This is a genomic window from Variovorax sp. OV329, assembly GCF_900114785.1.
GTDB lineage: Bacteria > Pseudomonadota > Gammaproteobacteria > Burkholderiales > Burkholderiaceae_C > Variovorax.
Map to the genome: position 1 here is coordinate 38,411 of NZ_FOUG01000001.1, position 25,217 is coordinate 63,627.

The window sequence follows — 25,217 nt, forward strand, 5'->3', positions numbered from 1 at the left end:
GGCTTGCGAGCATCGCCGTCCATGCATGAAAACATGGCGCCCTGCCGCATTCGCTGAATGCCGCAGGGTTTTTATCTCCTGATCGCCGGCCAGGCGATTTCCGCCCTGGCCGACAACGCGCTCCTCATCGTTGCCATTGCTCTGCTTTCGGAGCGCAGCCTGCCGCTGTGGTGGGCGCCCCTGCTCAAGTTCGCCTTCACCCTTGCCTACGTGCTGCTGGCGCCGGTCATCGGCCCGCTGGCCGACGCCATTCCCAAGGCGCGGCTGATGACGGCGATGAACATCGTCAAGTTCACCGGCGTCGCCATGCTGCTGGCCGGGGCGAATCCGCTGCTGGCCTTTGCGGTGGTGGGCTTCGGCGCGGCTGCCTACGCGCCGGCGAAGTACGGGCTGGTCACCGAGATGGTCGGGCCGCGGCAACTGGTCGCGGCGAACGGCTGGATCGAGGTGTCGGTGGTGTGCGCCGCCTTGCTGGGCACCGTGGCCGGCGGCCTGCTGGTCGCCGACGGGGTGCGCGGTTCGGCGGCCAGCGTCGCGGTCGGCCACTGGCTGAGCCCGGTGCTCGTGCCGGGGAACCCGAGCACGCTGCTGCTGTCGATGGGGGTGCTGCTTCTCGCCTACCTCGTCTCCGCCGCAATGAATGCCTGCGTGGCCGACAGTGGCGCGCGCTATGCGCCCACGTGCATCCGCGCGCTGTCGCTGCTGCGGGAGTTCCGCGAGGCCAACCGCACGCTCTGGCGCGACCGCGACGGCGGGCTGTCCCTGGCCGTCACCACCATCTTCTGGGGCGTGGGCGCGACGCTGCAGTTCGCGGTGCTCAAGTGGGCCACCGAGGTCCTGGGTCTCTCGCTGGAGCGCGCGGCCTACCTGCAGGCCGCGGTGGCGGTGGGCGTGATAGCCGGTGCCGGCCTGGCCGGCCGCCATGTGCGCCTGGGCCGCGCCAAACGGGTGCTGCCGGCCGGGGTGCTGCTGGGGCTGTGCATGCCGCTGGTTGCTTCCACCGACTCGCTGTGGCTGGCCGTGCCCCTGCTCGCGCTGGTGGGCCTGGTGGGGGGCATCCTCGTGGTGCCGCTGAATGCGCTGCTGCAGCACCGCGGCTTTCGGCTGCTGAGCGCCGGCCGCTCGATCGCGGTGCAGGGCTTCAACGAGAACCTGAGCGTGCTGGCGATGCTGGCCGGCTACGCGGCGATGGTGGCCATCGACGTGCCCATCGTGCCGCTGATGTGGGGCTTCGGCCTGCTGGTGGCCACGGCCATCGCGCTGCTGATATGGCGCGAGCGCTGCGTCACGCGCGAGCGCGGGCCCAGCCAGGACAGCCAGTTGACGACGCTGCGCTGAGCGCGGCAGGCCTTCGGCTCAGGCAACGCCAGCCATCGGCCGGCCGCGCGCGTCTACAGCCTGCGTGGCCTTGCCGCTCGCCAGCGTGGCGAGCAGCACTTCCTCCACCTGCGCAACGATGCGGTCCCAGCCGGCGTCGCCGGCCGTCTCGCGGGCACGCAGGCCCATCTGGCGCGCATGCGCGGGGCTGGCGACCAGGTGGTGCGCGAGGCGCACGTACTCCGCCTCGTCGGCCAGCGGCGCGATCAGGCCGTTCTCGCCGCTCCTGATCATCTGTCCCGCGCTGGCATGGTCGTAGGCCAGCACGGCCAGGCCGCTGGCCATGGCTTCCAGCGTCACATTGCCGAAGGTCTCGGTCATGCTCGGGAAGACGAACAGGTCGGCCGACGCGTAGTAGCTGCCCAGCTCTTCGCCGCGCCGCGTACCGGCGAAGATCGCATCGGGCACGCTGGAGGCGAGCTGCTGTGCGGCAGGGCCTTCTCCCACCACCACCAGCTTCGTGTCGGCGCGCTGGGCGCGCATGGCATTGAAGGCGTTGGCCAGCGCGCCCAGGTTCTTCTCGGCCGCGAGGCGGCCGACGAACAGCGCGACGGGTGTCTCGGGCGTGGCGCCCCAGGACTGCCGCAGCGCTTCGCTGCGCCGTGCAGGGCTGAACAGCTCGGTGTCCACGCCGCGTGTCACCAGCACCAGCCGCTCGAAGCCGTTGGCCCGCAGCTGCTGGCGCAGGCTTTCGCTGGGCACCATGGTGAAGGCGGTGCGGTTATGGAACTTGCGCAGGTAGCCCATGATGGGCCGGTACAGCCAGCCGATGCCGTAGTGCTTGCTGTAGGCGTGGAAGTTGGTGCGGAAGTCCGAGCACACCGGCAGCCTGAGCTTGTGCGCGATCTGCAGCGCCGACCAGCCCAGCGGCCCCTCGGTGGCGATGTAGACCAGGTCCGGGCGGTGGCGGCTCCACAGCTGCCCCAGCGCCTTGTTGGCCGGCATGCCCATCTTCATCTCGGGGTAGCGCGGAATGGGAACCCCGCGCATGAGCACCTCGTCAAGGCGGTCCACGCGCCTGGCCAGGTCACCCTCGGCTTGGCGCGGGCGCACCAGCTGGATGTCGTGCTGCAGGTCGCGCAGCCCTTCCACCACCCGCTGCAGCGTCAGTGCCACGCCGTTGACCTCGGGCGGGTAGGTTTCGGTGACCAGCGCAATGCGAAGCGAGCGCCGCGCTGGCGGCATGTGATCGACGACGATCGGGGCAAGCGTGGTGCTCATGCCCGCGAATGCTGGCGGGCGATTGCAACAGAGAGATGACGGTGTGCACACCGTCACCAAGAATTCATGCGCGCTCGTCACGATGCCGTCACGCGCGGCGCCACCCTTCGAGTGCCGGCGTGGCCCATCTCTAGATCACAGGAGAACCCGTGAACGAATTCTTCAGCACCCTCCAGACACAACGCTGGGACGACCACCGCTACTACCACCACAGCCGCATCAACCAGTCGCTCCACCTGGTGAGCGCGGTCAGCTTCGTGATTGCCTATGGGCTGCTGTTCGTCGACCCGGTGGCCGCTGCGCTGCTCGGCTGGTGCGTCTCCATGACCAGCCGCCAGGCCGGCCACTTCTTCTTCGAGCCCAAGGGCTACGACCATGTGAACCGGGCCACGCACGAACACAAGGAAGAGATCAAGGTCGGCTACAACCTGCGCCGCAAGGTGGTCCTGATGGTGTTGTGGGCCGCCGCACCGGTGGTGCTGTGGTGGGACCGCTCGCTCTTCGGCCTGATGGATCCGAGCACGGGCTTCGAAGGCTACGTGCGCCAGGTCGGCATGGCCTGGCTGGTGCTGGGGATCTCAGGCCTGCTGTTCCGCACCGTCCATCTCTTCCTGCTGCAGGACGTGAAGACGGGCCTGGTGTGGATGACCAAGATCCTCACCGACCCCTTCCACGACATCAAGCTCTACCACCGCGCGCCGCTGCACCTGCTGCGCGGCGAACTGATCGACCCCATGGGCGGGGCCGATCGGCATCACGCTTGAGAGACTCGGCTGGCCAGGCGCGGCCAGCGCTGCGCGAACATCTCGCGCACGATGCCGCGCTTGATCGACTGGTTGGTCAGCGCCTCGCCATGCCACCACCAGCCGTCGGCCTGCATCGCGCGGGCCGCGGCCACGAAGCGTTCGCACACGGCTTCGAAATCGGCATCGGAATAGTTCAGGCTGAAGATCAGCCGGCCGGTGCCCACCCAGCTCAGCGCCAGGCCCTGGGCGCGCAGGTAGTACTGCAGCAGCCAGTTGTAGCGCGAGGGTTCGCTGTACATCACCGTCCAGATCGAGGAGATGTTGGCCACGCGCACCGGCAGGCCGGCGTCGGCCATCTTGCTGTTCAGCAGCTGGGCACGGGCGTTCCAGCGCTCGTCCACTCCTTCGTAGAGCGACTGAACCTCGGGCGTCTCGATGCGGCGCAGGAAGGCGTTCATCGCGCCCATCACGTAGGGGTGCGCGTTGAAGGTGCCGCGGGCGAAGCAGATGTCGGCCGGCCGCTCTTCGCGGTAGCGCTTCATCAGCGATGCGCGTCCGCACACCACGCCCACGGGCAGGCCGCCGCCCAGTGTCTTTCCGTAGGTGACCATGTCGGCCTGCACGCCGAAGTATTCCTGCGCCCCGTGCGGCGCCAGGCGGAAGCCCACGAAGATCTCGTCCATGATCAGCACGATGCCGCGCTCGGTGCACACCTGGCGCAGCGCTTGCAGCCACGCGGTGTAGGCGGCGCGGTCGAAGGCGGCCTTGCGGCTGCTGTCCACCAGGGACGAATCGCCCGGTGCACCCGCGTTGGGATGCAGCGCCTGCAGCGGGTTGACCAGCACGCAGGCAATGTCCTTGCGGGTGCGCAGCACGTGCAGCGTGCGCGGGTCCATCTCGCGCAGGGTGTAGGTCTCGCGCGGCGCCAGCGGGTTGCCCACGCCGGGCTGCACGTCTTCCCACCAGCCGTGGTAGGCGCCGCAGAAGCGTACGAGGTGCGTGCGCCGCGTGTGGTAGCGGGCCAGGCGCACCGCCTGCATCACCGCCTCGGTGCCCGACATGTGGAAGGAAATCTCGTCCAGCCCCGAGATGTCGCGCAGGCGCTGCACGTTCTCTGCCACGCAGGGGTGGTAGGCACCCAGCACCGGGCCGAGGGCTTCGGCGATGCGGCTGCCTTCGGCGATGCACTGCTTGTAGAAGTCCACGCCCAGCAGGTTGACGCCGTAGGAGCCGGTCAGGTCGTAGAAGCGCTGGCCATCCAGGTCTTCCACCTGCACGCCGTCGGCCGCCTGCAGGAAGGCGCCCACCGGCAGGTGCTCGCGCACGTAGGGGCTGTACTGGAAGGGCACGCGGTAGCTGCTGGTGAACTGCAGGTCCGACAGGGCAGGGCGTGCCTCGCGCGTGGCCGCGATGGAGCGGGCATGGCGCGTCTTCAGCAACGTCGACAGCGCGTGGAAGCCGGCACGGCGGCGGGCGAGAACCTCGGCGGGCGCGCCGTCGGAATCGAAGAAGCGCTGTTCGTCGTAGGCGTAGCCGGGCAGCTGCGCGGCCACCCGCTTGGCCATGCGCGAATGGCCGGTCAGGGAGGGGTGCTTGGCACGCGAGAGGGCCATCCGGCGCCAGGCCATGGGCAGCGTCGCGAGCGTGGCCGCCACCGCAACGGAAGACAGGAGAAAGGTCTGGTTCATGAATTTGTAGCGCTAGCGAAAGAACTCCCCATGTCTATCCCAGCTTCTTGACGCTCTCATGAAAACCATTCGACAAGCCCGTGACGCCTTCCTCCAGCAGGAAGACATCAATTTCCTGCTGACCAACCGCGTGCCACGCATCGCGCTCACGCGATTCATGGGCTGGTTCAGCAAGATCCGCAACCCGCTGGTGCGCGATCTGTCCATCGGCGCCTGGCGCCTGTTCACCGAGCTGGACCTCAGCGAGGCGAAGAAGACCCGCTTCGACAGCATGCACGACTGCTTCACCCGCGAGCTGAAGGAAGGCGCGCGAACCGTCGACGCCGACCCGGCGGTGCTCAGCAGCCCCTGCGACGCCATCGTGGGCGCCTGCGGCGCCGTGGCCGGCATCGAGGTCTTCCAGGCCAAGGGCTTCCCGTACTCTGCCGCCGAGCTCTTCGGCGATGCGCAGGCGGTGGAGCCCTTCCGCGACGGCAGCTTCGTCACGCTGCGGCTCACCTCCAGCATGTACCACCGCTTCCATGCGCCGCAGGACTGCACGGTGGAGGAGGTGCGCTACCTCTGGGGCGACACCTGGAACGTGAACCCGATCGCGCTCAAGCGGGTGGAGCGCCTGTTCTGCCGCAACGAGCGCGCCGTGCTCAAGGCGAAACTCGCCACCGGCGAGCCGATCGCGCTGGTGCCGGTGGCCGCGATCCTGGTGGCCAGCATGCGTCTGCATTGCCTGGACGTGCTTCTGCACGTGCGCTACCGCGGCCCGGAGCGCATGCGGGTGAACGCGGCCTACCGAAAGGGACAGGAGATGGGCTGGTTCGAGCACGGCTCGACCATCATCGTGTTCGTGCCCAAGGGGTTTGCGCTGGCCGAGGGCATCGAGAGCGGCACGCGCATCCGCATGGGGCAGGCGCTTCTGCGGCGCCTGTAGCCGGCAGCCTGGCAGGCGCAGGGGCGGATCGGGTCGCTCGGCACCGCCAGCTGCGCGCCGCCGGTCGCGGACCTGATGGGCGCCTGCGTGACCAGCACCGTGTCGCCGGGCGGCGAAGGGAAGGTTGGCGTGCGGATCTACAGCCCCCTGGGGCGCAATGTCATTTGCTCGAAGGACAGGAACAGACGCTTTTGTCTTACACATCGGCATGCGATTTCGTAACAACATGCGTAGTGATCGACTGCCGCTTCCACGCCCCAACGCCATGACCAAATATTGCGACGCATGCCACACCGTGAACAGGGACCGCGCCCTGTACTGCCGCGGGTGCGCGGGCCGTTTTGGCACCGTCGCGCCAGACGCTCGCCAGCGCCAGATCCATCCCGCCGCCGCGAGCCTGTCGATGCCCCCTCCGCCGGCCCTGCCCACGCCGGAACCCTCTGCGACGCCGCAGCCACGCATGTCGCGAAGCCGCATGCTGCTGGGTGTGGCGCTGCCAGCGTGCGCCTCCCTGACGGCCGCGCTGGTGATCTGGCAGCAATGGACGCTGGCTGGCGAAGTGCGCTCGCGGCCGGAGCGCGAAGTCGCGCAGCAGCCCGCAGCCGGGCCCGTGCCGACGGCAGCGACTGCCGCGACTGCATCGGCATCACAGGCGCAAGCCACGCCCGCGCTCGACGCGACAGCCAATGAATCGCCCGTCGATCCGTCCGCAGCGGCCATTCCGCAGGAGTCGCTGCTGGCGCTCACGGTGGAGCACAACGCCAAGGGCGCGGCCTACTCGCCGGACGGCACCACGCAGCGTCTCCTGCATCCGGCACCCGCGCAGCCTCCGCGGAACTACGCAGTCGTCCAGCGCGTGCCGACGGAGACGGAAAGCGACATGAGCATGTCCACCGCCGAGCCAACGGATCGCCCCTCGACCCGTCGTGCGCTTCCGTCGCGGCCGGTGGTCGCGGATTCGCGCTCCCAGCGTCGCCCGGGAGCCAAGTCGGAGACACCGGCGCGCGCGGTCTGGACGGCCCAGGGCTCCGCGATTCCGTGCAACCGGTACAACCCCTTCGGCGATGCGGTCTGCGCGACCATTCCGGATCCGTCACGGCAGGCGCGGCCCAGGGTGTATTCGCAGCGCTGACGCGGGTCCTCCTGACAGGACGTTGTCAGTGGTGGGCATCTACAGTCCCCCACACAACAACTCAATCAGGGAACCCCAAATGGCCAGCTTCTGGATCGGTGTCGTATCGCGGTCGCACGTACAAAAAGGCGTGCGGGAAGGATTCATCCAGCTCAACCACGGCAAGAAGGCCGCGGTCCAGCGGCTGCACGCCGGCGACGGGGTGGCCATCTATTCGCCGCGCACCGACTACCCCGACGGGGCGCCGCTGCAGGCCTTCACCGCCATCGGCACAGTGGTCTCAGGCGAGGTCTATCAGGTGCAGATGACGCCGGACTTCCATCCCTTCCGGGTGGACGTCGAGTTCCACACGTGCAGCGAAGCGCCGATCAGGCCGCTGATCGAGGACCTGTCCTTCATCCGTGACAAGACCCACTGGGGCGCGGCCTTCCGCTTCGGCTACCTGCGCGTGCCCGAGGCGGACTTCCTGCGCGTCGCGCAGGCCATGGGCAGCGCGGCTGCCTTCGCCGTGGCGGCCTGAACCCGCGCCACCCTTCAGCTGAAGTCCACCACCATCCGCCCCAGGGTGCCGCGCTGGCGCATGCGCGCCATGGCCTCGGGCAGTTCCTCGAAGGCCACGGGCTGTGCGATGCGCTCCAGGTGCCGGGGGCGCAGGTCGGTGGCCAGCCGCTGCCACACGCGCTCGCGCAGCGGCATGGGGCTGTTGGCATTGATGCCGATGAGCTTCACGCCGCGCAGGATGAAGGGGAGCACCGTGGTGTCCAGTTCCATGCCGCCGGCATTGCCGAAGCTGGTGATCACCGCGTCGGGCGCCGCACTGCGCAGCAGCCAGGCCAGCATGCCGCCGCCCACCGAGTCCACCGCGCCGCTCCAAAGGCCCTTGTCCAGTGGCTTGCCCGTGGGTTCGGCCACCGAAGGCGGCAGCACCCGGGCGGCGCCCAGCGCCATCAGGTAGTCCTTCGCCTCCGCCTTGCCGCTCACCGCGTGCACCTCGTAGCCGCGCTGCGCCAGGATGTCGATGGCCACGCTGGCCACGCCGCCGGTCGCGCCCGTCACCGCCACCGGCAGGCCGCCGGGCGCCAGGCCGTTGTGCTCCATCCAGTGCACGCTCAGGGCCGCGGTGTAGCCGGCGGCACCGAGGATGGCGGCCTCGCGCAGGCCCAGGCCCTGCGGCAGCTTCATCACCCAGTCGCCCTTCACGCGGGCCATCTGCGCATGGCCGCCGTCGTGTTCCACGCCGATGCCGAAGCCGTGCACCACCACCGCGTCGCCCGGCACGAAGCGCGGGTCGCCCGAATGCGCCACCGTGCCGCTGAGGTCGATGCCGCCGATGCGCGGGTAGTCGCGGACGATCTGGTTCAGGCCCGCTGCGGCAAGCGCATCCTTGTAGTTGATGCTGGTGTGGGCCACGCGGATGAGTACCTCGCCGGGGGAGAGCTCGCTGACCTTCATCTGCACGAAGCGGCCCACGGGCGGCGCGTTCGCGTCATCGCGGCAGAGCCGGAAGGCGCGGAAGCTGCCATCGGCGCTCAATCGCGGCCTCCGACCTGGAAGCCCGCCTTGGCGATGGTGCGCCTGGCGATGTTGAGCTGGTGGATCTGGCTCGTGCCTTCATACAGGCGGAACAGGCGCACGTCGCGGTAGAAGCGCTCGATGGGGTGGCCCTGGATGAAGCCGGTGCCGCCCAGCATCTGCACGCAGCGGTCGGCCACGCGGCCGCACATCTCGGAGGCGAAGTACTTGCAGATGGAGGCCTGCAGCGTCACGTCCTCGCCGTCGTCGCGCTGGCGCGCCGTCTGCAGGATGAGCGCGCGCGCCGCCTGGATCTCGGTCTGGCAGTCGGCGATGAGCGCCTGCACCAGCTGGAACTCCGCCACCGGCCGGCCGAACTGCCGGCGCTGGCAGGTCCAGGCGATGGCTTCGTCCAGCATGCGGATGGCCGGGCCGGTGCACAGGGCGGCCAGGTGGATGCGCTGCTTGTTGAGCACCTTCATGGCGGTCTTGAAGCCCATGCCTTCCTGCCCGCCGATGATGTTGGCCGCCGGCACGCGGCAGCCCTGCAGATGCACCTCGGACACCGGCGAGCCCGCCTGGCCCATCTTGCGGTAGGGCGCGGCGGTCGAGAGTCCCGGCATGCCGCGCTCCACCAGGAAGGCGCTGATGCCGCGCGCCGTCAAGTCCGTCGGGTCGGTGCGCGCCATCACGGTGAACAGCCCCGCGATGGGCGCGTTGGTGATGAAGCACTTGGTGCCGTCGAGCACGAAGTGGTCGCCATCGCGCACGGCGCGGGTCTTGAGGGCGACGGCGTCGGAGCCGGCCTCGGGCTCCGTCAGTGCAAAGGCGCCGGTCAGCTCGCCACGGGCCATGCGGGGCAGGTAGCGGTCCTTCTGCTCGGGGGTGCCGTCGGCCACGAGCGCCTCGGAGCCGATGCCGGTGTTGGTGCCCACGCGCGCGCGAAAGGCCACCGAGGCCTGCGACAGTTCCATCGCGGCCAGCACCAGCTCCTCGGTCGTCATGCCGGTGCCGCCCCAGGCTTCGGGAATGGACCAGCCGAAGAAGCCCAGGCCGGCCATCTCCTGCACGATGTCCTCGGGCACCTCGTCGCGTTCCTCGACTTCGGCTTCGCGCGGGATCAGGCGCTCCTTCACGTAGCGGCGCAGGGAGCTCAGGGTCTGCTCGAAGGCGGATGCATCACGGATCATTCTTGGCTCTCTTTCTTCTTCAGATGACGCGCGCGGCGCGCAGCGCGGCCAGGTCGCCGTCGGTCATGCCCAGCGCGCCGAAGACCTCGGCGTTGTGCTCGCCCACATCGGGGCCGGTGCGGGGCACGGGCGCGCGGTGGCCGGTGAAGCGCGGCACGGCGGCCGGCGCGGGCACCGAGCCCAGGGCCGGGTCGGGCAGGCGCACGAAGGTGCCGCGGGCGCGGAAGTGCTCGTCCTGCAGCACGTCATCGATCGTGTAGACCTTGCTGAAGGGCACCTCGTGCGCGGCCAGCATGGCGCGCAACTCGTCGCAGTCATGCCGGGCGCACCAGGCGGCCACCAGGCCGTCCAGCTCGTCCAGGTGCGTAACGCGCTGCATGTTGTCGATGAAGCGCGGGTCTCGGCCCAGCTCCGGCTGGCCCATGGCCTGGCACAGGCGCCTGAAGATGTGGTCGGAGGTGCCCACCAGCGTGATCCAGGCATCGTCCTTCGTGCGGTACACGTTCGACGGCGCCGCATAGGTGGCGCGTGCGCCGGTGCGGGTGCGGGCCTGGCCGCTGCGCTCGAATTCCACCGCCAGCGGCTCCAACGCGCACCAGCGCCTCGGTGGCCGAGAGGTCGATCTCGCGGCCCGGTGCATCGGGGTTGCGTGCGCGCTCGGCCGCGGCGGTGGCCAGCGCGAAGGCGCCGAACAGGCCGGCAATGGAATCGCCCAGCGGGAAGTTGCTGTGCAGCGGGCCGCCAGCCGCTTCGCCGGTGAGCGAGGCCAGGCCGCTCATCGCCTCGAAGATGCGGGCGAAGCCGGGGCGGTTCGAATACGGCCCGGTCTGGCCGAAACCGGTGAGGCGCATTACCGACAGTCGCGGGTTGTGCTGGTGGAGCGTGGCCAAGTCCAGGCCCCAACGGTCCAGCGTGCCGGGGCGGAAGTTCTCCACCAGGATGTCGAAGTCCTCGATCAGCTTCAGGAAGATCGCCTTGCCTTCGCTCTTGCGCACGTCCAGTGAGATGCCGCGCTTGCCGCGGTTGAGCACCTTCCAGTAAAGCGCGTGGCCGGGCTCCACCGGCGCCAGGGTGCGAAGCGCATCGCTGCCGTCGGGCAGTTCCAGCTTCACCACCTCGGCGCCCATGTCGGCGCACATCGTGGCGGCGAAGGGGGCGGCCACCACGGTGGCCATGTCGAGGATGCGCAGCCCGGCGAGCGGGCCGTTCTGTTCGTAGGTCGAGGTCATGAGGTCTTTCAATCGATCTTCGCGCCGGTGCTCTTGACCAGCGCGGCCCACGACTTGGTTTCGCGGGCGATGAGCGTGCCGAATTCCTCGGGCGTGGTGCCCGCGGGCTCGGCGCCCAGGTCCACCAGGCGCTTCTTCACCGACGGCTTGGCGAGTGCCTTCACCGCGGCGTTGTGCAGCTTTGCAATGACGGGCCTGGGCGTGTTGGCCGGCGCCATCAGGCCCTTCCAGGCGGTGACAGTGAAGCCGGGCAGGCCGGACTCGGCGACGGTGGGAATGTCGGGCGCGCCGCTGGCGCGGGTCTCGCTGGCCACGCCCAGGGCGCGCAGGCGGCCAGACTGCACCTGCGGCAGCAGGGCGGGCATGTTGTCGATCATCACGGTGATCTGGCCGGCCAGCAGGTCGTTCATCGCCGGACCGCTGCCTTTGTAAGGCACGTGGGTCATGGTGGTGCCGGCCTTCTGGTTGAACAGTTCGCCGCCCAGGTGCGCCGGTGTGCCGTTGCCCGGCGAGCCGAATGACACCTTGGTCGGGTTGGCCTTGGCGTAGGCGATGAACTCCTTGACGTTCTTGGCCGGCACCGCCGGGTTCACCGCCATCAGGTTGTGGTCGCGTGCGATGAGGGTGATGGGCGCCAGGTCCACCGCCGGGTCGTAGCTCATCCTGGCGTACAGGCTGGGGTTGACCACGATGGGGCCGGTGGCCGCAAGCAGCAGGGTGTAGCCGTCGGCCGGTGCCTTGGACACCGCGTCGCCGCCGATGTTGCCGCCGGCACCGGGCCGGTTCTCCACCACCACGGGCTGGCCCAGCTCGGCGCGAAGCTCCTCGGCCATGATGCGGCCGACCACGTCGGCCGAGCCGCCGGGCGCGAAAGGCACGATGAGCCTGATCGGCTTGCTGGGGTAGCTGTTCTGCGCCGAGGCAGCCCAGGGCGAGAGCGCGGCGGCCAGCGCCAGGGTGGCGGGGATCAGGGTCTTGAACACGGGCGTCTCCTTCTTGGGGTGGCCGCTTCGGGCCTTTTCTGGAGCCCCCGAGACTAGGCAGCCGGCGGGCGTGGCGCCAACGATGTTTTGCTATATTGAACACATCCATGGCCCCCTCCAACGCACTCGACGCCCGCTTCGCGACCACGCTGGCGCACGGGCTGGACGTGCTGGAAACCTTTGCCCAGGGGCCGCCCCTTCTGTCCAACAAGCTGCTGGCCGAGCGCACGGGCCTGTCCAAGGCGACGGTGACGCGGCTCACCACCACGCTGGCCACCCGAGGGCTGGTCGAGAACGATGCTTTGCTGGGCGGGCACCGACTGGGCACCACCGCGCTGACGCTGGGCTACCCCTTGCTCTCGGGCCTGGGCCTGCGCCGGGTGGCGCGCCTGCCGATGAAGAAACTGGCCGATGCGCTGGGCGGCACCATTTCGCTGGGCATGCGGGAGCGCAGCCGCATGGTCTATGTGGAGACCCTGAGCAGCAGCAGCCCCGTCAGCTTCAGGCCCGACCTGGGCGCGCCGGTGCCCATGCTGCAGACCGCCATGGGACGCGCCTGGCTGGCAGCGGCGAACGGCGACGAGCGTGAGCTTGCGCTGGACGCGCTGCAGCGCATCGCGCCGGCGCATTTCCGCCAATGGGCGCCCAGCCTTCGAAAGGCTGCTGCGCAGCTCGCGCGCCAAGGCTTCTGCATCTCGCAGGGCGACTGGCTGCCCGACATCCATGCGGTGGCCATTCCCTTGCGCGTGTCGCTCCACGGCGAGCGCCTGGTGCTCAACTGCTGCATGCCCACGCAGCGGCGCACGCCCGGGCGCCTGGAGTCGGAGATCGGTCCACGCCTGATGGAACTTGCGGCGCAGATCGAGCGCGACTGGGCCAGCGAGGTGCAGCGCACGCCATCGACACCGCCTGCGTGGCTGGTAGGCGCGCCCGGCAAGGGCAGCCGCCCGCCCGACCCCGAGGACCGCAGCTTCGCCCGCACGCTGGCCCGCGGCGTGGACCTGCTGCTGTGCTTCAGCCCCACCGACCCGGCGCTGGGCAACCGGGAACTCGCGCGCCGCCTGGACCTCGGGCCGACCACGGTGGTGCGCCTCACCCACACGCTGTGCGAGCGCGGCTACCTGCGCCGCGATGCCAACGACGGCAAGTACAGGCTGGGCGCGGCGACGCTGGCGGCGGCCTATCCGATCCTCTCGGGCCTGCGCATCCGCCGCCTGGCGCGCCCGGCCATGCTGGCGCTGGCCCAGCGCGTGCAGGGTGCGGTGTCGCTGGGGCTGCGGCACCAGAGCGGCATGGTCTACGTCGAGACCGCCTGGCGCACCGACGAGCGCCTGCTGCCGCCCGACACCGGCGCCCCCATGCCCATGCTGCTCACCGCCATGGGCCGCGCCTGGCTCAGCCGTGCCGATCGGACGAAGCAACGCGAAGTGCTCAACCGCATCCGGCTGCACGATCCGCAGGGCTGGCAGCGCCACCAGCAGGTGGCACTCGAGGAAGCGGCGCTGTGCAGGCGCCGGGGCTGGTGCAGCTCCAGGGACTTCCGCTCGGAGATCGTCGCGGTGGCCGTGCCGTTCCGGCAGCCGGTGGACTCGGTGCAGTACGTGATGAACTGCGGCGTGCTGGCGCGCGGCGTGGCCAGCCGCCGACAGCTCGCCGGGATCGGCGAGGCGCTGCAGGAGACTGTGCGCGAAGTGGAGGCCCTCGCCGCGCAGGGCTGAACCTGTGGTGTTGCGGGCCGGCTTCGCGTGCATTGCCAAACCCGCGGACCGGGCCCCACAATGGCCGCGCGCCCGGCCCGGCCGGCAGGAGGAGGAGGCAATCCCAGTCGAAGCGTTTCGACGGCGTCCCTGCTGGCGCCGCGCAAGCGCGCGGCTGCGATTGAAGTCTTCCTGGTGGCCTGTTGGGCGAATCCTGTCTTGAAGTCGACAACCCGAACGGCTAGCTGCCGAAGGAAGAACGAATGATCAATCGCCGCCCGGCGCTTCTCGCGCTGCTGCTCGCCTCCACCACCTTGCTGGCCGCCTGCGCCACCTCGCCGGGCACCTCGTCCGGCGGCGCCCTCGGCCGCATCGCCCAGACGCAGACCCTGAAGCTGGGCTACCGCGAGGACGCCAGCCCCTTCGCCTTCAAGGGCACCGACGGCAAGCCGGCCGGCTACTCGGTGGCGCTGTGCCAGCGCGTGGCGACCTCCCTGCAGGCGCAGCTCAAGCTGACCAAGCTGGACGTGCAGTGGGTGCCGGTGACGGCCGGCTCGCGCCAGCAGGCCGTGCAGGACGGCAGCGTGGACATCGAATGCGGCAGCACCACGCGCACCCTGGGCCGCGAGCAGCAGGTGGACTTCAGCAACACGATCTGGGTCGAAGGCTCGTCCTTCGTGACGCTGGCCACCTCGTCCGTGAACCGGGCCGGCGACCTGAACGGCAAGCGCGTGGCCGTGATTCCCGGCACCACCACCGAGACGGTGCTGCGCGGCATGCCGGCACGCGGCATCACGCCGATCTTCGTGCCGGTGCAGACCAGCGTGCAGGGCATCGCGGCCGTGCGCGAGGGCCGGGCCGATGCCTTCGCTTCCGACCGGCTGATCCTGGTGGGCGAGGTGCTGGGCACGCCGTCGACGGTGGCGCTGAAGCTCAGCGACGACTTCCTTTCGATGGAGCCCTACGCGCTCATGATGCGCCGCGATGCCGACCTGCGCCTGGCCGTGAACCGCGCGCTGGCCGAGACCTCGCGCAGCGGCGAGATCGTCAATGTGTTCCGCGCCAGCTTCCCGGCAGGCGCCACGCCCTCGCCGCTGGTCGAAGCGGTGTACGTGCTCAACGCGCTCCAGGAGTGATGCCTTTCGCGCCCGCCGCAACGGCGGGCGCGCTGGTGCCGTTTCAGTCGGCCTCGATGCCGGTGGCCTTCACCACCTCCGCCCAGCGCGCGGATTCGGTCTTGATCGCCTGCGCCATCTGCTGCGGCGACTGGTAGTCGGCCACCGCGCCTTGCTCCAGCGCCTTCTGCTTGAAGGCCGGCGTGGACACCACCTTGGCGATTTCGCTCGTCAGCTTGTCGATGACGGGCTTGGGCGTCTTGGCCGGCGCGAACACGCCGAACCAGGAGGTTGCGTCCAGCTTGGGCAGGCCGGCTTCGGCGGTGGTGGGCACATCCGGAAGGCTCGGCAGGCGCGTTTTTCCGGTGGTGGCCAGCACGCGCAGCTTGCCCGACTGCACATGCGACATGAAGGGCGGCGCGGTGCCGAAGGTGAGATCCACCGTGCCGCCCAGCAGGTCGGTCAGCGCGGGGCCGGTGCCCTTGTATGGCACGTGCGTGAGCTTGATGCCCGCCTGCTGTTCCAGCATGGCACCGGTGGCGTGCTGCAGCGAACCGTTCCCCGAGGAGGCGTAGTTGAGCTTGCCCGGATGCGCCTTGGCATAGGCCACCAGCTCAGCCATGGTCTTGATCGGCAGGTCGGCGCGGATCACCACGATCTGCGGCGCCGACAGCACGTTGGCCACCGGCGTGAGGTCGCTGGCCTGCCACTGCTGCGTCTGCTTGCTCACCAGCGGCGTGATGACGTGGTAGCCCGAGTACTGCATCAGCAGGGTGTAGCCATCCGGCTCGGCGCGCTTGACCGCGACCGCGGCGATGGCGCCGTTGGCCCCGCCCTTGTTGTCCACCACGATGGTCTGGCCCAGCGCCGTGCCCAGGGGCACGCCCAGCATGCGGGCCGCGATGTCGGTGGTGCCGCCGGCCGCGGTGGGCACCAGCATGACGACGGGGTGGTTGGGGTAGCCGCTGGCCGTCTGAGCCTGCAGCGGGCCGGCTGCCAGCGCAAGGGCCGCGGTGGCCAGGGCGGCGCCGGCGATGGCGCGGCGCGAGAAGTGAAGCTTGGAACTCATGTTGTTGTCTCCGTCGTGGATGGAATGAAAATCTTGGTTCAGTGCGATGCCGCCGCCTGCTCGCGCGCCAGCGCACGGTCGCGCCAGGTGGCGAAGTCGGCCGGTGGCACGTGCAGGTCCAGGCGCTGGCCGGCCTTGACGATCTGGCTGGGGATGTCGTGGCCGACCAGGCCTGGCAGGCGCGCCGCGCAATCGATCAGCGCGGGCAGGTCGCAGCCGGTGTCGAAGTCCATCAGCTGCAGGGCATGCACGATTTCCTCGGTGCACACGTTGCCGCTGGCGCCGGGCGCATAGGGGCAGCCGCCCAGGCCGCCCAGCGAGGCATCGAAGCGGTCGGCGCCGGCGTCGATGGAGGCCAGCACGTTGGCCAGGCCCATGCCGCGGGTGTTGTGGAAGTGCAGGGTGGCTTCCAGCGAGGGGAATCGTTCCCTGAAGCCCCGGACGATGCCCGCCACCTGCGTCGGGAAGGCCATGCCGGTGGTGTCGCACAGCGTGATGCCGCGTGCGCCGGCCTCTGCAAAGCGCAGGCTCCAGTCGAACACGGCCTGCGGGTCCACCTCGCCTTCCATCGGGCAGCCGAACACGCAGGACAGCGACACGTTCACCGGCACGCCGGCCTGGCGGGCCAGCGCCATCACCTCCAGCAGTGCCGAAAAGGACTGCGCGCGGGTCATGCGCAGGTTGGCCAGGTTGTGCGTCTCGCTGCAGGACATGACCAGGTTCAGCTCGTCCGCGTTCGCGTCGATGGCGCGCTCGGCGCCGCGCACGTTGGGCACCAGGCAGGTATAGACCACGCCCGGCGCGCGCTCGATCCCGCGCAGCACCACCTCGGCATCGCGCAGCGCGGGAATGGCCTGCGGCGAGACGAAGGCGGTGGCCTCGATCTTGGCAAGGCCCGCAGCCGAGAGCGCATCGATGAGCGAGATCTTTTCTTCCGTGGGCACGAAGGCGCTTTCCATCTGCAGGCCGTCACGTGTGCCGACCTCCTGCATGTGGATGCGGCGGCCGGCGCCTGCCCAGGTGCTGGCTTGACGCAGGCTCATGCCACGGCTCCCTGCGCGCGCAGTGCGGCGATGTCGCCTGCCGCCAGGCCCAGCTCGGACAGCACCGCGTCGGTGTCGTCGCCCAGGTGCGGCGCGCTGCTGCGCACCGTGCCCGGCGTGAGCGAGAGCTTGGGCACCACGCCCGGCACCTCGATCTCGCGGCCGTCGCGCGTGGTCTGCTTCAGGATCATGTCGCGGGCCCGGTAGTGGGGGTCTTCATGGATGTCCTTGGCCGTGTAGACGCGGCCGGCCGGCACGCGCGCATCGGCCAGCATGGCGAGCACGGTGGCGATGCCGCGCGCCTGCGTCCAGGCCTCGATGGCTGTGTCCAGCTCGGCCACGCGCGCCACGCGGCCGGCGTTGCTCTGCAGCCCGGGCGCACTGCCCAGGTCGGGGCGGCCCACCACTTCCATCAGTCGGCGGAAGATGCTGTCGCCGTTGCCCGCGATGAGCACGTAGCCGTCGCTGCAGCGGTAGGCGTTGGAGGGCGCGATGCCGGGCAGGGCGCTTCCGGCGGCCTCGCGCACCGCGCCGAAGGCGCTGTATTCGGGGATGAGGCTTTCCATGACGTTGAGCACCGCCTCGTTCAGCGCCACGTCGATCACCTGGCCGGGGCCGCCGTGTGCCGCGCGGTGGTACAGCGCCATCAGCACGCCGATGGTGCCGTGCAGGGCCGCCAGCGTGTCGCCGATGGAGATGCCGGTGCGCACCGGCACGCGGCCGGGCTCGCCGGTCAGGTGCCGCAGCCCGCCCATGGCCTCGCCGATGGCGCCGAAGCCCGGCAGGTCGCGGTAGGGGCCGGTCTGGCCGTAGCCGGAGATGCGCAGCATCACCAGCCTGGGGTTGAGTGCATGCAGCGCCTCCCAGCCCAGGCCCCAGCCCTCCAGCGTGCCGGGACGGAAGTTCTCGATCAGCACGTCGGCCTCGGCGATCAGCTGGCGGGCGATGTCCTGCCCCTGGCTGGCGCGCAGGTCCAGCGCGATGGAGCGCTTGTTGCGCGACTGCACCTGCCACCACACGGAGGTGCCGTCCTGCAGCATGCGCCAGTTGCGCAGCGGGTCGCCGCCGCTGGCGCCGGGACGCGAGGGATCGGCCGGCGGCTCGATCTTGATCACGTCGGCGCCGAACTCTCCGAGCGTCTTGCCACAGAAGGGGCCGGCGATGAGCTGGCCCATCTCGACGACGCGCAGGCCGGCGAGGGCGCCTGGGGTGGGGGGTGACTGGTGGGCTGTCATGGGAGCGGATGATCGGCGGCCACCGATACCCTGCAAAGCGCTCATTGGCGAGGGTGCCATCGCGAAACGCGATGGTGGGAGGCCCTTGGGTTCTAATCGGGCCATGAGGATCGATCCGGTCTCCCTGCGCCTGTTCGTCGCCGTGATGGAGGAGGGCACCATCGCCGCCGCCGCGCAGCGCGAGCATCTGGCGCCCGCCGCGGTGAGCAAGCGCCTGAGCGAGCTGGAGGCGGCGCTGGACACGGTGCTCTTCCTGCGCAGCAACAAGGGCACGCAGTCCACCGCCGCGGCGCACGCGCTGCTGGGCCTGGCGCGCAACGTGCTCAACGGCCTGGACGACATCGCCGAGCAGATGGCCGGCTTCGGCAGCGGCCTTCGCGGCCATGTGCGGGTGTTCGCCAACATCTCGGCCATCACGCAGTTCCTGCCCGACGACCTGCGCAGCTTCATGGACGCCGCGCCCATGGTGCAGGTGCACCTGCAGGAGCGCATCAGCACCGCCATCGCCCGTGCGGTGGCCGACAGTACGGCGGACATCGGCATCCTCAACGCCGGCGACTACGGCGAGCCGCTCGGCTTCCTGCCCTACCGCACCGACGAGCTGGTGCTGATCGTGCCCGGCAACCACGCGCTGGCACGGCGGCGGCGCGTACGGCTGCGCGAGGCGCTGAACCTGGACTTCGTCGGCGCTCATCCCGGCAGCGTGATGAACGACCTGCTGCACCGCGCCGCCAGCGAGGCCGGCATGCCGCTGCGCCTGCGCATCCAGGTCAGCGGCTACGACGCCATGGCGCTGATGGTGGCCGCGGGCATGGGCGTGGGCGTATTGCCGCGCCTGAGCGCGCGCCTGTACGTGCCGTCGCTCAACATCAAGGCGGTGGCGCTTGACGAACGCTGGGCCAAGCGCCAGCTGGTGCTGGCGGTGCGCGACCGCGAGGCGCTGTCGCCGGCGGCGCGTGTGCTGGTGGAGCACCTGGCGCGAGCCGGCGGGCAGCCAGCCGCCGCGTGAGAACTCAGGGCGCGGCCAGCTCGCGCTCGCGCCGCCACGCCGCTGGCGGCTTGCCCACGGAGCGCTTGAAGGCACGGGCGAAGGCGGCCTCCGACTCGTAGCCCACGTCCAGCGCGATGGCGGCGACCGTGGCACGCGACTCCAGCAGCATCCGGGCGGCGGCCTGCATTCGCCACTGCGCGAGGTACTGCATGGGCGGCACGCCGACCAGCTGCATGAAGCGCTCGTGCAGTGCCGATCGCGACAAGCCTACCTGCCGGCCCAGTTCGTCAATGCTCCAGTCCTCCGCCGGCTGTTCGTGCATCAGCGAGAGCGCCTTGCCGACGAAGCGGTCGCGCAGGCCGGCCAGCCAGCCGGCGCTGTGGTCGGGCAGGGCGTCGGCATAGCGGCGCACCGCGTCCACGAACATCATCTCGCTCATGCGGGCCAGCATGGCCTCGCCGCCCGGCCTGCGCGCATGCGACTCGGCGGCCGCCTGCTCGCTGAAGCGGGCGATCCAGGCGTCGCGGTCGCTGGCACGCAGGTGCAGCATGCGGGGCAGGGAGGCGATCAGCGGGTTGAAGGGCTGCATGTCGCAGCCGATGAAGCCGCACACGATGGTGGACTCGGCATCGGGCGCCGGCTCGCCGTGCAGCGCCACGTCGCTGCCGTCGTAGGCCACGCGCAGCGGCAAGGGCGCGGCCTGCACGCCGCCGAACCAGCTCATGTCGCTGCTGCCGCGCAGGCCCGGTGCGCTGGACACCACGTGCGCATCGCCGTGCGGAAACATCACCACGTCGCCGGGGAAGAGCTGCACCCCCGCTTCGCCCGGCATGGCGGCCCAGCAGGTGCCACGCACCAGCGCGTGGTACTCCACCACGTGCTCGATGCCCGGCATGATCAGCGGCGCGATCTCGCGCGCCGGAGGCGCCTCGGCCGCCCAGTTGCTGTGCCCGCTCACGTGGAAGAAGACGGCGCCGCGCAGTCGCACGCTGCGCAGCACGTCGGACAGGGTGTCCAGGCTCATGGCAATTCAAACGCGGACGCGCGATCAAGCGCGGGCGACGCCCGATCAAGCGTCGCCGCGTGCCAGCCAGAAGAATGGAGCCACTTCTTCCTCACCCCTTCACCCCGGGAGTTCCATATGCAGTCCCTGAGCTACCTTACGCTGGACAAGGACGTCCGGCAAGTCCGCCCCGCCGAGCTGGAGGCCTTCGCGGCGCAGGTCAGCGGCGGCGTGATCGGCATGGCCGATGCCGCCTACGAGGAGGCGCGCAAGGTGTGGAACGGCATGGTGGACCGCCGTCCCGCATTGATCGCGCGCTGCATGAACGACGCCGACGTGCAGGCGGCCGTGCGCTTCGCCGCCGCGCACCAGATGCTGCTGAGCGTGCGCGGCGGTGGCCACCACATCGCCGGCAACGCGGTGGCCGAGGGTGGCCTGATGATCGACATGTCCGGCATGCGCGGCGTGAGCGTGGACGCCGATCGCCGCACCGCCCGGGTCGAGCCGGGCGCGCTGCTGAGCGACTTCGACCGCGAGGCCCAGGCCCATGGCCTGGCGGTGCCGCTGGGCATCAACTCCACCACCGGCGTGGCCGGGCTCACGCTGGGCGGCGGCTTCGGCTGGCTCACGCGACGCTACGGGCTGACCATCGACAACCTGCTCGGCGTGAAGATCGTGACCGCCGACGGGCAGCTTCGCACCGCGTCGGCGCAATCGGAGCCGGAGCTGTTCTGGGCAGTGCGTGGCGGCGGCGGCAACTTCGGCGTGGTCACCTCCTTCGAGTTCCAGCTGCATCCGGTCGGGCCCGAGGTGTACTCGGGGCTGGTGGTCTACCCCTTCTCGCAGGCGCAGAAGGTGCTGCGCGCCTGGCGCGACTTCACCGAGAAGGCGCCGGACGAACTGAGCGTGTGGACGGTGATGCGTCAGGCGCCGCCCCTGCCTTTCCTGCCCGAGTCGGTGCATGGCAAGGAGGTGGTCATCTTCGCGATCGTGTGGTGCGGCGAATTGGCCAAGGGCGAGCAGGCCGTGGCACCTGTGCTGAAGTTCGGCGAGCCGGTGGGCAGCGCGCTCGGGCCCACGCCCTATGCCGGCTTCCAGACCGCCTTCGACCCCCTGCTGGCCCCTGGGGCGCGCAACTACTGGAAGTCGAACAACTTCGACCGCATGAGCGATGCGGCGATCGACATGCTGATCGAGAACGTCGGCAAGCTCCCCGGGCCGGCCTGCGAGATCTTCGTGGCGCAGCTTGGGGGCGCCATGGCGCGGGTCAAGCCCGACGCCACCGCCTTCGTCGGCCGCGATGCCCGCTACATCATGAACGTGCATGGTCGCTGGACCGACCCCGCCGACGACGACAAGGTGCGCAACTGGGCACGCGCCGTGTTCCAGCAGGCCGCGCCGCACGCCACCGCCAGCGGCTACGTCAACTTCCTCACCGAGGACGAGGCCGGCCGCGTGGCCGACAGCTACGGCGCCAACTACCCGCGGCTGCGCGCGGCCAAGCGGCGCTTCGATCCGGACAACCTGTTCCGGATGAACCTCAACATCGCGCCCGCGCAAGGAGGATGAGATGCGCCGGGCCGACGCGCGAGGCTGCGCCGTGACAGGCGCGTCGGCTGAAGGCCTGGCCGACTTCGAGCAGGCGCTTGCCGCCAGCCTGGCCTGGCGGCGCGGCGCTGACCTGCCCCTGGCGCGCGCGCTGCAGGCGGCGCCGCGCTTCGTGATGGCGCACGTGCTGCAGGCCTGGATGCTGCTCGCCGGCCGCGACCTGCGGCGTGCCCGCGCGGCGCGGCCGGTGATGCTGCATGCCCGCACCCTGCAGGCCAACGAGCGCGAGCGCCTGCACCTGGCGGCCATCGCGGCGGTGGTGGGCGACGACTACGAAGCCTCCAAGGCCTTGCTGGGCGAACTGCTGAAACGCTACCCGCGCGATGCCCTGGCCCTGCAGGTGGCGCATGGCTTCGACTACGTCACCGGCGACACGGCCCGCATGCGCGAGCGCGTGGCCTCGGTGATGCACGCCTGGTCGCGTGACCTGCCGGGCTTTCACGCGGTGCTCGCGATGCGCGCCTTCAGCCTGGAGGAGTGCGGCGACTACGCACGCGCCGAAGAGGCGGCCAGCGCCGCCATCGAGCTGCATCCCCTGGACGCCCGCGCGCATCACGTGATGGCGCACGTCTTCGAAATGACCGGACAGGCCGATGCCGGCGCCCAATGGATCGGCGAGCGCATGCAGCGTTGGGGTACCGACACGGTGGTGGCCATGCACGTGTGGTGGCACCTGGCGCTGTTCCACCTGGCGCGGGGCCACGAAGACCGCGCGCTGACGATCTACGACCGGCAGGTCCGCGCGGACCGCTCGATGGAGATCGCCGACCTGATCGATGCCGCTTTGCTGCTGTGGCGCCTGCGCCTGGCGGGCGTCGACGTCGCATCGCGCGCCACCGAACTGGCCGGGGCCTGGGCGCCGCATGTGCAGGACGCCTTCTGCAGCTTCAGCGACCTGCATGCGATGCTGGCCTTCGTCGCCGCGGGGGATTGGGCGCACGCCAGGCAGCTCGCGGCCGAGCTGGCCAGGGCGCAGTTGCGTCCGACGCGCCATGGCGAATCGACGCGGCTGGTGGGCCTGCCGGCCTGCCGCGCGATGCTCGCCTTCGGCCAGGGCGTGCTGCATCGGGCGGCGGCGCTGTTCTCGCGGCTGCCCGCCTTCGCGCACCGCATCGGCGGCAGCCACGCACAGCGCGACGTGCTCACGCTGACGCAGGCCCAGGCCGCCGCGGGCCAGCGCAGGAACCGCATGGCGGCTCAGGTGGTGTAGTCGCCGCTGGCTTCGGGCTGGAACAGGATTTCCGCCACCTGCCCCGAGGCCTCCTCGCCACCGGGCATGCGCCAGCGTGCGACCGTGCCCACGCGCGTGCCGATCAGGCCCAGTCCGACGGGCGAGAGCACCGAGACGAAGCCCGATGCCGGTTCCGCGTCGGCCGGATAGCACAGCGTGATCTTCTGCCGCTGGCCGGAGCGCGCATCGGCCAGCACCAGCTGCGTGTACATGGTGACGACGTCCGCCGCGACCTCGCGCGGGCTCACCACGTCGGTGGCATCGAGCAGCTCTTCCAGCGCCGGCGGCGACTGCGGTCCCTGCAGCTTGCTGAGGCGGACGTGGTCCAGGTCGGTGAGCGTGCGCTCGCCGTGAATGAGGGTATGGGTTGTTTGCATGACGCATTCCGATCGATGAAAAGGGCGACCCCTCGGGGTCGCGTTCGCGCGGGCGGTGGGTGGGCCCGGCGATCGGTGGTTGCGCTTACGAGGAGAAGGGGGAGAGGGATCGCCGGGCGGAGGAAAGTGCGGCCGGCTGCTGCTGGCTTCGCATGGCCTCGCGGCGAAGTGCAGGCGTGCGCAGGCCGGGCGCCGCGGCAGGGGCGGCGTCGATGGCGTGGCAGGCGGTGCGGGAACTCATCGGCACCATTCTAGGCCGCGAGGCAAGGCCTCAGCCATTGGCATGCATCGTCCAGGCGGTGGCCATGCCCAGCGCGCACCAGAACAGCGGAACCGGCCACAGCAGCCACTTCCAGCCGCGGTGTGCCGGCAGCAGGAGGAGCGCACCCAGCGTGCCGGCGGCCGTCGGGTCCGGCGCCATGCCGAAGACCTCGGCCTGCACCCAAGGCCGGCCTTGCAGCACGCCCAGCGACGGCAGGACGAAGAGCGCGAGCAGCAGCAGGCCGAGCCCGGCCAGGCGCCTGCCGCGGTCTGGTGCGTCCGCATCCGGCGCGGATGCAAACACGCTGGCCAGCAGGAGGAGAACGCCTTCGATGGCGAAGGCGATGGCGAACCACGGCGCGGCCCAGTTGATGGTGGCGTAGCGCTGCCAGAGAAAGGCCCAGGCCACCCACAGCCAGCAGGCCGCCAGCATCGCCCGGCCCGCGCGGGCCCAGCCCCGCCATGCGGCCACGAGCAGCGCCATGCCCAGCAGCAGGGCGGCCAGGTGCATCGGCCAGAGCGCGGTGTTGTAGAGCTCGAACAGTCGGTGGTAGGTGCGCGGCGAGAAGAGCAGGAAATCCGAGAAGCTGTAGGTCCACCATTCGGACATCGGTCGCGGCCTTCCTTCGGCTACAGCGCCGCGACGTGCGCGGCCATGCGCTGGCGCATGGCCTCGTCGGGCAGGGGGTCGAGCGCGGCGCCCATGTTCTGCCGCACATGCGCGACCTGGCTGGTGGCCGGAATGGCGCAGGTCACGGCCGGATGCGAGACGATGAACTTCAGCGCGAACTGCGCCCAGCCGTCGCAGCCGATCTCGGCCGCCCAGGCGGGGAGCGGCCACGATTGCAGGCCGCGCAGAAGCGCACCTTCGCGAAAGGGCCGGTTGGCCAGCACCGCGATGCCGCGCTCGCGCGCCAGCGGAAGAATGCGCTGCTCCACCTCGCGGCCCAGCAGGTTGTAGCTCACCTGCACGAAGTCGATGGGCTGGCTTCGCATGATCGATTCGATCTCGCGATGGCGCCGCCCCTCGGAGGTGGTGATGCCCACGTAGCGCAGCCGTCCGGCCGCCTTCATCTCGAAGAGCGCGGGCAGGTGCGCTTCCCACGCCAGCAGGTTGTGCACCTGCAGCAGGTCGAAGCGCTGCACCCGCCACAGGCGCTGCGACTCCTCGATCTGCGCCGGGCCCCGGCTGCCGGGTGCGATCCAGACCTTGTCGGCGGCGAACACGCCCGCGCTGCGGCCGATGCGCGCCAGCCCTTCGCCGACGACGGACTGCGAGGAGCCGTACATGGGCGAGGAGTCGATCAGGCGGCCGCCGGCATCGAGGAAGGCGCGCATGACCTGCGCGCAGTTCTCGCGCGCCACGCGGTCGTTGCCGACGTTGAAGGTGATCCAGCTGCCCAGGCCCACCAGCGGCAGGCGCTCGCCGGTGGAGGGGATGGGCCGGGTCGACAGGGCAGGCTGGGCTGCGGCGGTGCGCGGCCACAGCGCCGTCGGCATCGAGGCCGCGAGGCCCGTGAGCAGCAGGTCGCGACGCGAGGGCGGAGGAATCAGGGGTTCAGCTTGCATGACGCTTTCGGACGG

23 protein-coding genes and 1 pseudogene are annotated in these 25,217 nt (G+C 70.4%); 10 read left to right on the top strand and 14 right to left on the bottom strand.

Annotated features, from left to right (window positions below; translation table 11 throughout):
* Positions 1–57: 57 nt before the first annotated feature.
* Positions 58–1,338, top strand: coding sequence for a lysophospholipid transporter LplT (lplT, locus tag BM345_RS00215; RefSeq protein WP_093374340.1), 1,281 nt, complete (start codon positions 58–60; stop codon positions 1,336–1,338).
* A gap of 18 nt (positions 1,339–1,356) precedes the next feature.
* On the opposite strand, the gene BM345_RS00220 is transcribed toward lplT, so the two are convergent.
* Complete coding sequence (locus BM345_RS00220; protein ID WP_093374342.1) at positions 1,357–2,598, bottom strand: glycosyltransferase family 4 protein; 1,242 nt, start codon at positions 2,596–2,598, stop codon at positions 1,357–1,359.
* Positions 2,599–2,747: 149 nt separating this feature from the next.
* Between BM345_RS00220 and BM345_RS00225 the strand changes: the two genes are divergently transcribed.
* Positions 2,748–3,362 (top strand): hypothetical protein, encoded by a 615-nt coding sequence (locus BM345_RS00225; protein ID WP_093374344.1) that lies wholly within the window; start codon positions 2,748–2,750, stop codon positions 3,360–3,362.
* Here BM345_RS00225 and BM345_RS00230 read toward each other — a convergent pair.
* Complete coding sequence (locus tag BM345_RS00230; protein WP_093374346.1) at positions 3,353–5,032, bottom strand: aminotransferase class III-fold pyridoxal phosphate-dependent enzyme; 1,680 nt, start codon at positions 5,030–5,032, stop codon at positions 3,353–3,355. The genes BM345_RS00225 and BM345_RS00230 overlap by 10 nt on opposite strands.
* A 58-nt stretch (positions 5,033–5,090) precedes the next feature.
* On the opposite strand from BM345_RS00230, the gene asd reads away from it, so the two are divergent.
* The 3 genes from asd to BM345_RS00245 all read left to right on the top strand — a co-directional run bounded on the left by asd (position 5,091) and on the right by BM345_RS00245 (position 7,609).
* Positions 5,091–5,957 carry an archaetidylserine decarboxylase gene (gene asd, locus BM345_RS00235; protein ID WP_093374348.1) on the top strand — a complete coding sequence of 289 codons (867 nt, stop codon included), beginning with the start codon at positions 5,091–5,093 and terminating at the stop codon, positions 5,955–5,957.
* Positions 5,958–6,222: 265 nt separating this feature from the next.
* Positions 6,223–7,089, top strand: a complete 867-nt coding sequence (locus BM345_RS00240; protein ID WP_139237422.1) for a hypothetical protein — start codon at positions 6,223–6,225, stop codon at positions 7,087–7,089.
* A gap of 79 nt (positions 7,090–7,168) precedes the next feature.
* Positions 7,169–7,609 (top strand): EVE domain-containing protein, encoded by a 441-nt coding sequence (locus tag BM345_RS00245; RefSeq protein ID WP_093374352.1) that lies wholly within the window; start codon positions 7,169–7,171, stop codon positions 7,607–7,609.
* Positions 7,610–7,623: 14 nt separating this feature from the next.
* Here BM345_RS00245 and BM345_RS00250 read toward each other — a convergent pair whose 3' ends face one another.
* From BM345_RS00250 to BM345_RS00265, 4 genes and pseudogenes are all read right to left on the bottom strand, one after another.
* Positions 7,624–8,622: an acrylyl-CoA reductase family protein gene (locus BM345_RS00250; RefSeq protein WP_254789393.1), complete on the bottom strand. Its 999-nt coding sequence runs from the start codon at positions 8,620–8,622 to the stop codon at positions 7,624–7,626.
* Positions 8,619–9,791 (bottom strand): acyl-CoA dehydrogenase family protein, encoded by a 1,173-nt coding sequence (locus BM345_RS00255; protein WP_093374354.1) that lies wholly within the window; start codon positions 9,789–9,791, stop codon positions 8,619–8,621. The genes BM345_RS00250 and BM345_RS00255 overlap by 4 nt, the downstream gene beginning before the upstream one ends.
* A gap of 19 nt (positions 9,792–9,810) precedes the next feature.
* Positions 9,811–11,020, bottom strand: a pseudogene (locus tag BM345_RS00260) (CaiB/BaiF CoA transferase family protein).
* Positions 11,021–11,028: 8 nt separating this feature from the next.
* Complete coding sequence (locus BM345_RS00265; RefSeq protein ID WP_175544847.1) at positions 11,029–12,003, bottom strand: Bug family tripartite tricarboxylate transporter substrate binding protein; 975 nt, start codon at positions 12,001–12,003, stop codon at positions 11,029–11,031.
* A 107-nt stretch (positions 12,004–12,110) separates the two neighbouring features.
* Between BM345_RS00265 and BM345_RS30815 the strand changes: the two genes are divergently transcribed.
* On the top strand, positions 12,111–13,721 hold the full coding sequence (locus tag BM345_RS30815; protein WP_368086465.1) for an IclR family transcriptional regulator: 1,611 nt from the start codon (positions 12,111–12,113) through the stop codon (positions 13,719–13,721).
* Positions 13,722–13,963: 242 nt separating this feature from the next.
* Positions 13,964–14,836: an amino acid ABC transporter substrate-binding protein gene (locus BM345_RS00275; protein WP_093374356.1), complete on the top strand. Its 873-nt coding sequence runs from the start codon at positions 13,964–13,966 to the stop codon at positions 14,834–14,836.
* Between the two features lie 43 nt (positions 14,837–14,879).
* On the opposite strand, the gene BM345_RS00280 is transcribed toward BM345_RS00275, so the two are convergent.
* The 3 genes from BM345_RS00280 to BM345_RS00290 are packed head-to-tail and all read right to left on the bottom strand — an operon-like array spanning position 14,880 to position 18,162.
* A complete protein-coding gene (locus tag BM345_RS00280; protein WP_093374358.1) occupies positions 14,880–15,884 on the bottom strand; it encodes a Bug family tripartite tricarboxylate transporter substrate binding protein in 1,005 nt (334 codons plus the stop codon).
* A 38-nt stretch (positions 15,885–15,922) separates the two neighbouring features.
* Positions 15,923–16,927: a hydroxymethylglutaryl-CoA lyase gene (locus BM345_RS00285; RefSeq protein ID WP_093374360.1), complete on the bottom strand. Its 1,005-nt coding sequence runs from the start codon at positions 16,925–16,927 to the stop codon at positions 15,923–15,925.
* Positions 16,924–18,162, bottom strand: coding sequence for a CaiB/BaiF CoA transferase family protein (locus BM345_RS00290; RefSeq protein WP_093374362.1), 1,239 nt, complete (start codon positions 18,160–18,162; stop codon positions 16,924–16,926). Before BM345_RS00290 ends, BM345_RS00285 begins: the two co-directional genes overlap by 4 nt.
* A gap of 103 nt (positions 18,163–18,265) precedes the next feature.
* Between BM345_RS00290 and BM345_RS00295 the strand changes: the two genes are divergently transcribed.
* The gene (locus tag BM345_RS00295) at positions 18,266–19,171 is read left to right on the top strand and encodes a LysR family transcriptional regulator (protein ID WP_093374364.1); all 906 of its coding nucleotides are present in this window, start codon (positions 18,266–18,268) and stop codon (positions 19,169–19,171) included.
* Between the two features lie 4 nt (positions 19,172–19,175).
* Here BM345_RS00295 and BM345_RS00300 read toward each other — a convergent pair whose 3' ends face one another.
* Entirely contained in the window at positions 19,176–20,177 is a 1,002-nt protein-coding gene (locus tag BM345_RS00300; RefSeq protein WP_093374366.1) for an AraC family transcriptional regulator, read from the bottom strand.
* A gap of 117 nt (positions 20,178–20,294) precedes the next feature.
* On the opposite strand from BM345_RS00300, the gene BM345_RS00305 reads away from it, so the two are divergent.
* Together BM345_RS00305 and BM345_RS00310 are read left to right on the top strand one after the other, a co-directional pair.
* Positions 20,295–21,725, top strand: a complete 1,431-nt coding sequence (locus tag BM345_RS00305) for an FAD-binding oxidoreductase (protein ID WP_093374367.1) — start codon at positions 20,295–20,297, stop codon at positions 21,723–21,725.
* 1 nt (position 21,726) lies between these two features.
* Positions 21,727–22,974, top strand: a complete 1,248-nt coding sequence (locus BM345_RS00310) for a tetratricopeptide repeat protein (RefSeq protein WP_093374369.1) — start codon at positions 21,727–21,729, stop codon at positions 22,972–22,974.
* Here BM345_RS00310 and BM345_RS00315 read toward each other — a convergent pair.
* The 4 genes from BM345_RS00315 to BM345_RS00325 form a co-directional block, all read right to left on the bottom strand.
* Entirely contained in the window at positions 22,962–23,372 is a 411-nt protein-coding gene (locus BM345_RS00315) for a GreA/GreB family elongation factor (RefSeq protein ID WP_093374372.1), read from the bottom strand. The two genes, BM345_RS00310 and BM345_RS00315, sit on opposite strands and share 13 nt — an antisense overlap.
* A gap of 85 nt (positions 23,373–23,457) precedes the next feature.
* Positions 23,458–23,613 (bottom strand): hypothetical protein, encoded by a 156-nt coding sequence (locus BM345_RS30025; protein WP_175544848.1) that lies wholly within the window; start codon positions 23,611–23,613, stop codon positions 23,458–23,460.
* A 30-nt stretch (positions 23,614–23,643) separates the two neighbouring features.
* Positions 23,644–24,243: a DUF6064 family protein gene (locus tag BM345_RS00320; RefSeq protein ID WP_093374374.1), complete on the bottom strand. Its 600-nt coding sequence runs from the start codon at positions 24,241–24,243 to the stop codon at positions 23,644–23,646.
* Positions 24,244–24,263: 20 nt separating this feature from the next.
* Positions 24,264–25,202: an aldo/keto reductase gene (locus BM345_RS00325; protein ID WP_093374376.1), complete on the bottom strand. Its 939-nt coding sequence runs from the start codon at positions 25,200–25,202 to the stop codon at positions 24,264–24,266.
* Positions 25,203–25,217: the final 15 nt, after the last annotated feature.

Coding starts and splice junctions, on each gene's coding strand:
- lplT (WP_093374340.1), top strand. CDS start 58: ATGCCGCAGGGTTTTTATCTCCTGATCGCCGGCCAGGCGATTTCCGCC.
- BM345_RS00220 (WP_093374342.1), bottom strand. CDS start 2,598: ATGAGCACCACGCTTGCCCCGATCGTCGTCGATCACATGCCGCCAGCG.
- BM345_RS00230 (WP_093374346.1), bottom strand. CDS start 5,032: ATGAACCAGACCTTTCTCCTGTCTTCCGTTGCGGTGGCGGCCACGCTC.
- asd (WP_093374348.1), top strand. CDS start 5,091: ATGAAAACCATTCGACAAGCCCGTGACGCCTTCCTCCAGCAGGAAGAC.
- BM345_RS00240 (WP_139237422.1), top strand. CDS start 6,223: ATGACCAAATATTGCGACGCATGCCACACCGTGAACAGGGACCGCGCC.
- BM345_RS00245 (WP_093374352.1), top strand. CDS start 7,169: ATGGCCAGCTTCTGGATCGGTGTCGTATCGCGGTCGCACGTACAAAAA.
- BM345_RS00255 (WP_093374354.1), bottom strand. CDS start 9,791: ATGATCCGTGATGCATCCGCCTTCGAGCAGACCCTGAGCTCCCTGCGC.
- BM345_RS30815 (WP_368086465.1), top strand. CDS start 12,111: ATGGCCCCCTCCAACGCACTCGACGCCCGCTTCGCGACCACGCTGGCG.
- BM345_RS00275 (WP_093374356.1), top strand. CDS start 13,964: ATGATCAATCGCCGCCCGGCGCTTCTCGCGCTGCTGCTCGCCTCCACC.
- BM345_RS00280 (WP_093374358.1), bottom strand. CDS start 15,884: ATGAGTTCCAAGCTTCACTTCTCGCGCCGCGCCATCGCCGGCGCCGCC.
- BM345_RS00285 (WP_093374360.1), bottom strand. CDS start 16,927: ATGAGCCTGCGTCAAGCCAGCACCTGGGCAGGCGCCGGCCGCCGCATC.
- BM345_RS00290 (WP_093374362.1), bottom strand. CDS start 18,162: ATGACAGCCCACCAGTCACCCCCCACCCCAGGCGCCCTCGCCGGCCTG.
- BM345_RS00295 (WP_093374364.1), top strand. CDS start 18,266: ATGAGGATCGATCCGGTCTCCCTGCGCCTGTTCGTCGCCGTGATGGAG.
- BM345_RS00300 (WP_093374366.1), bottom strand. CDS start 20,177: ATGAGCCTGGACACCCTGTCCGACGTGCTGCGCAGCGTGCGACTGCGC.
- BM345_RS00305 (WP_093374367.1), top strand. CDS start 20,295: ATGCAGTCCCTGAGCTACCTTACGCTGGACAAGGACGTCCGGCAAGTC.
- BM345_RS00310 (WP_093374369.1), top strand. CDS start 21,727: ATGCGCCGGGCCGACGCGCGAGGCTGCGCCGTGACAGGCGCGTCGGCT.
- BM345_RS00315 (WP_093374372.1), bottom strand. CDS start 23,372: ATGCAAACAACCCATACCCTCATTCACGGCGAGCGCACGCTCACCGAC.
- BM345_RS30025 (WP_175544848.1), bottom strand. CDS start 23,613: ATGAGTTCCCGCACCGCCTGCCACGCCATCGACGCCGCCCCTGCCGCG.
- BM345_RS00320 (WP_093374374.1), bottom strand. CDS start 24,243: ATGTCCGAATGGTGGACCTACAGCTTCTCGGATTTCCTGCTCTTCTCG.
- BM345_RS00325 (WP_093374376.1), bottom strand. CDS start 25,202: ATGCAAGCTGAACCCCTGATTCCTCCGCCCTCGCGTCGCGACCTGCTG.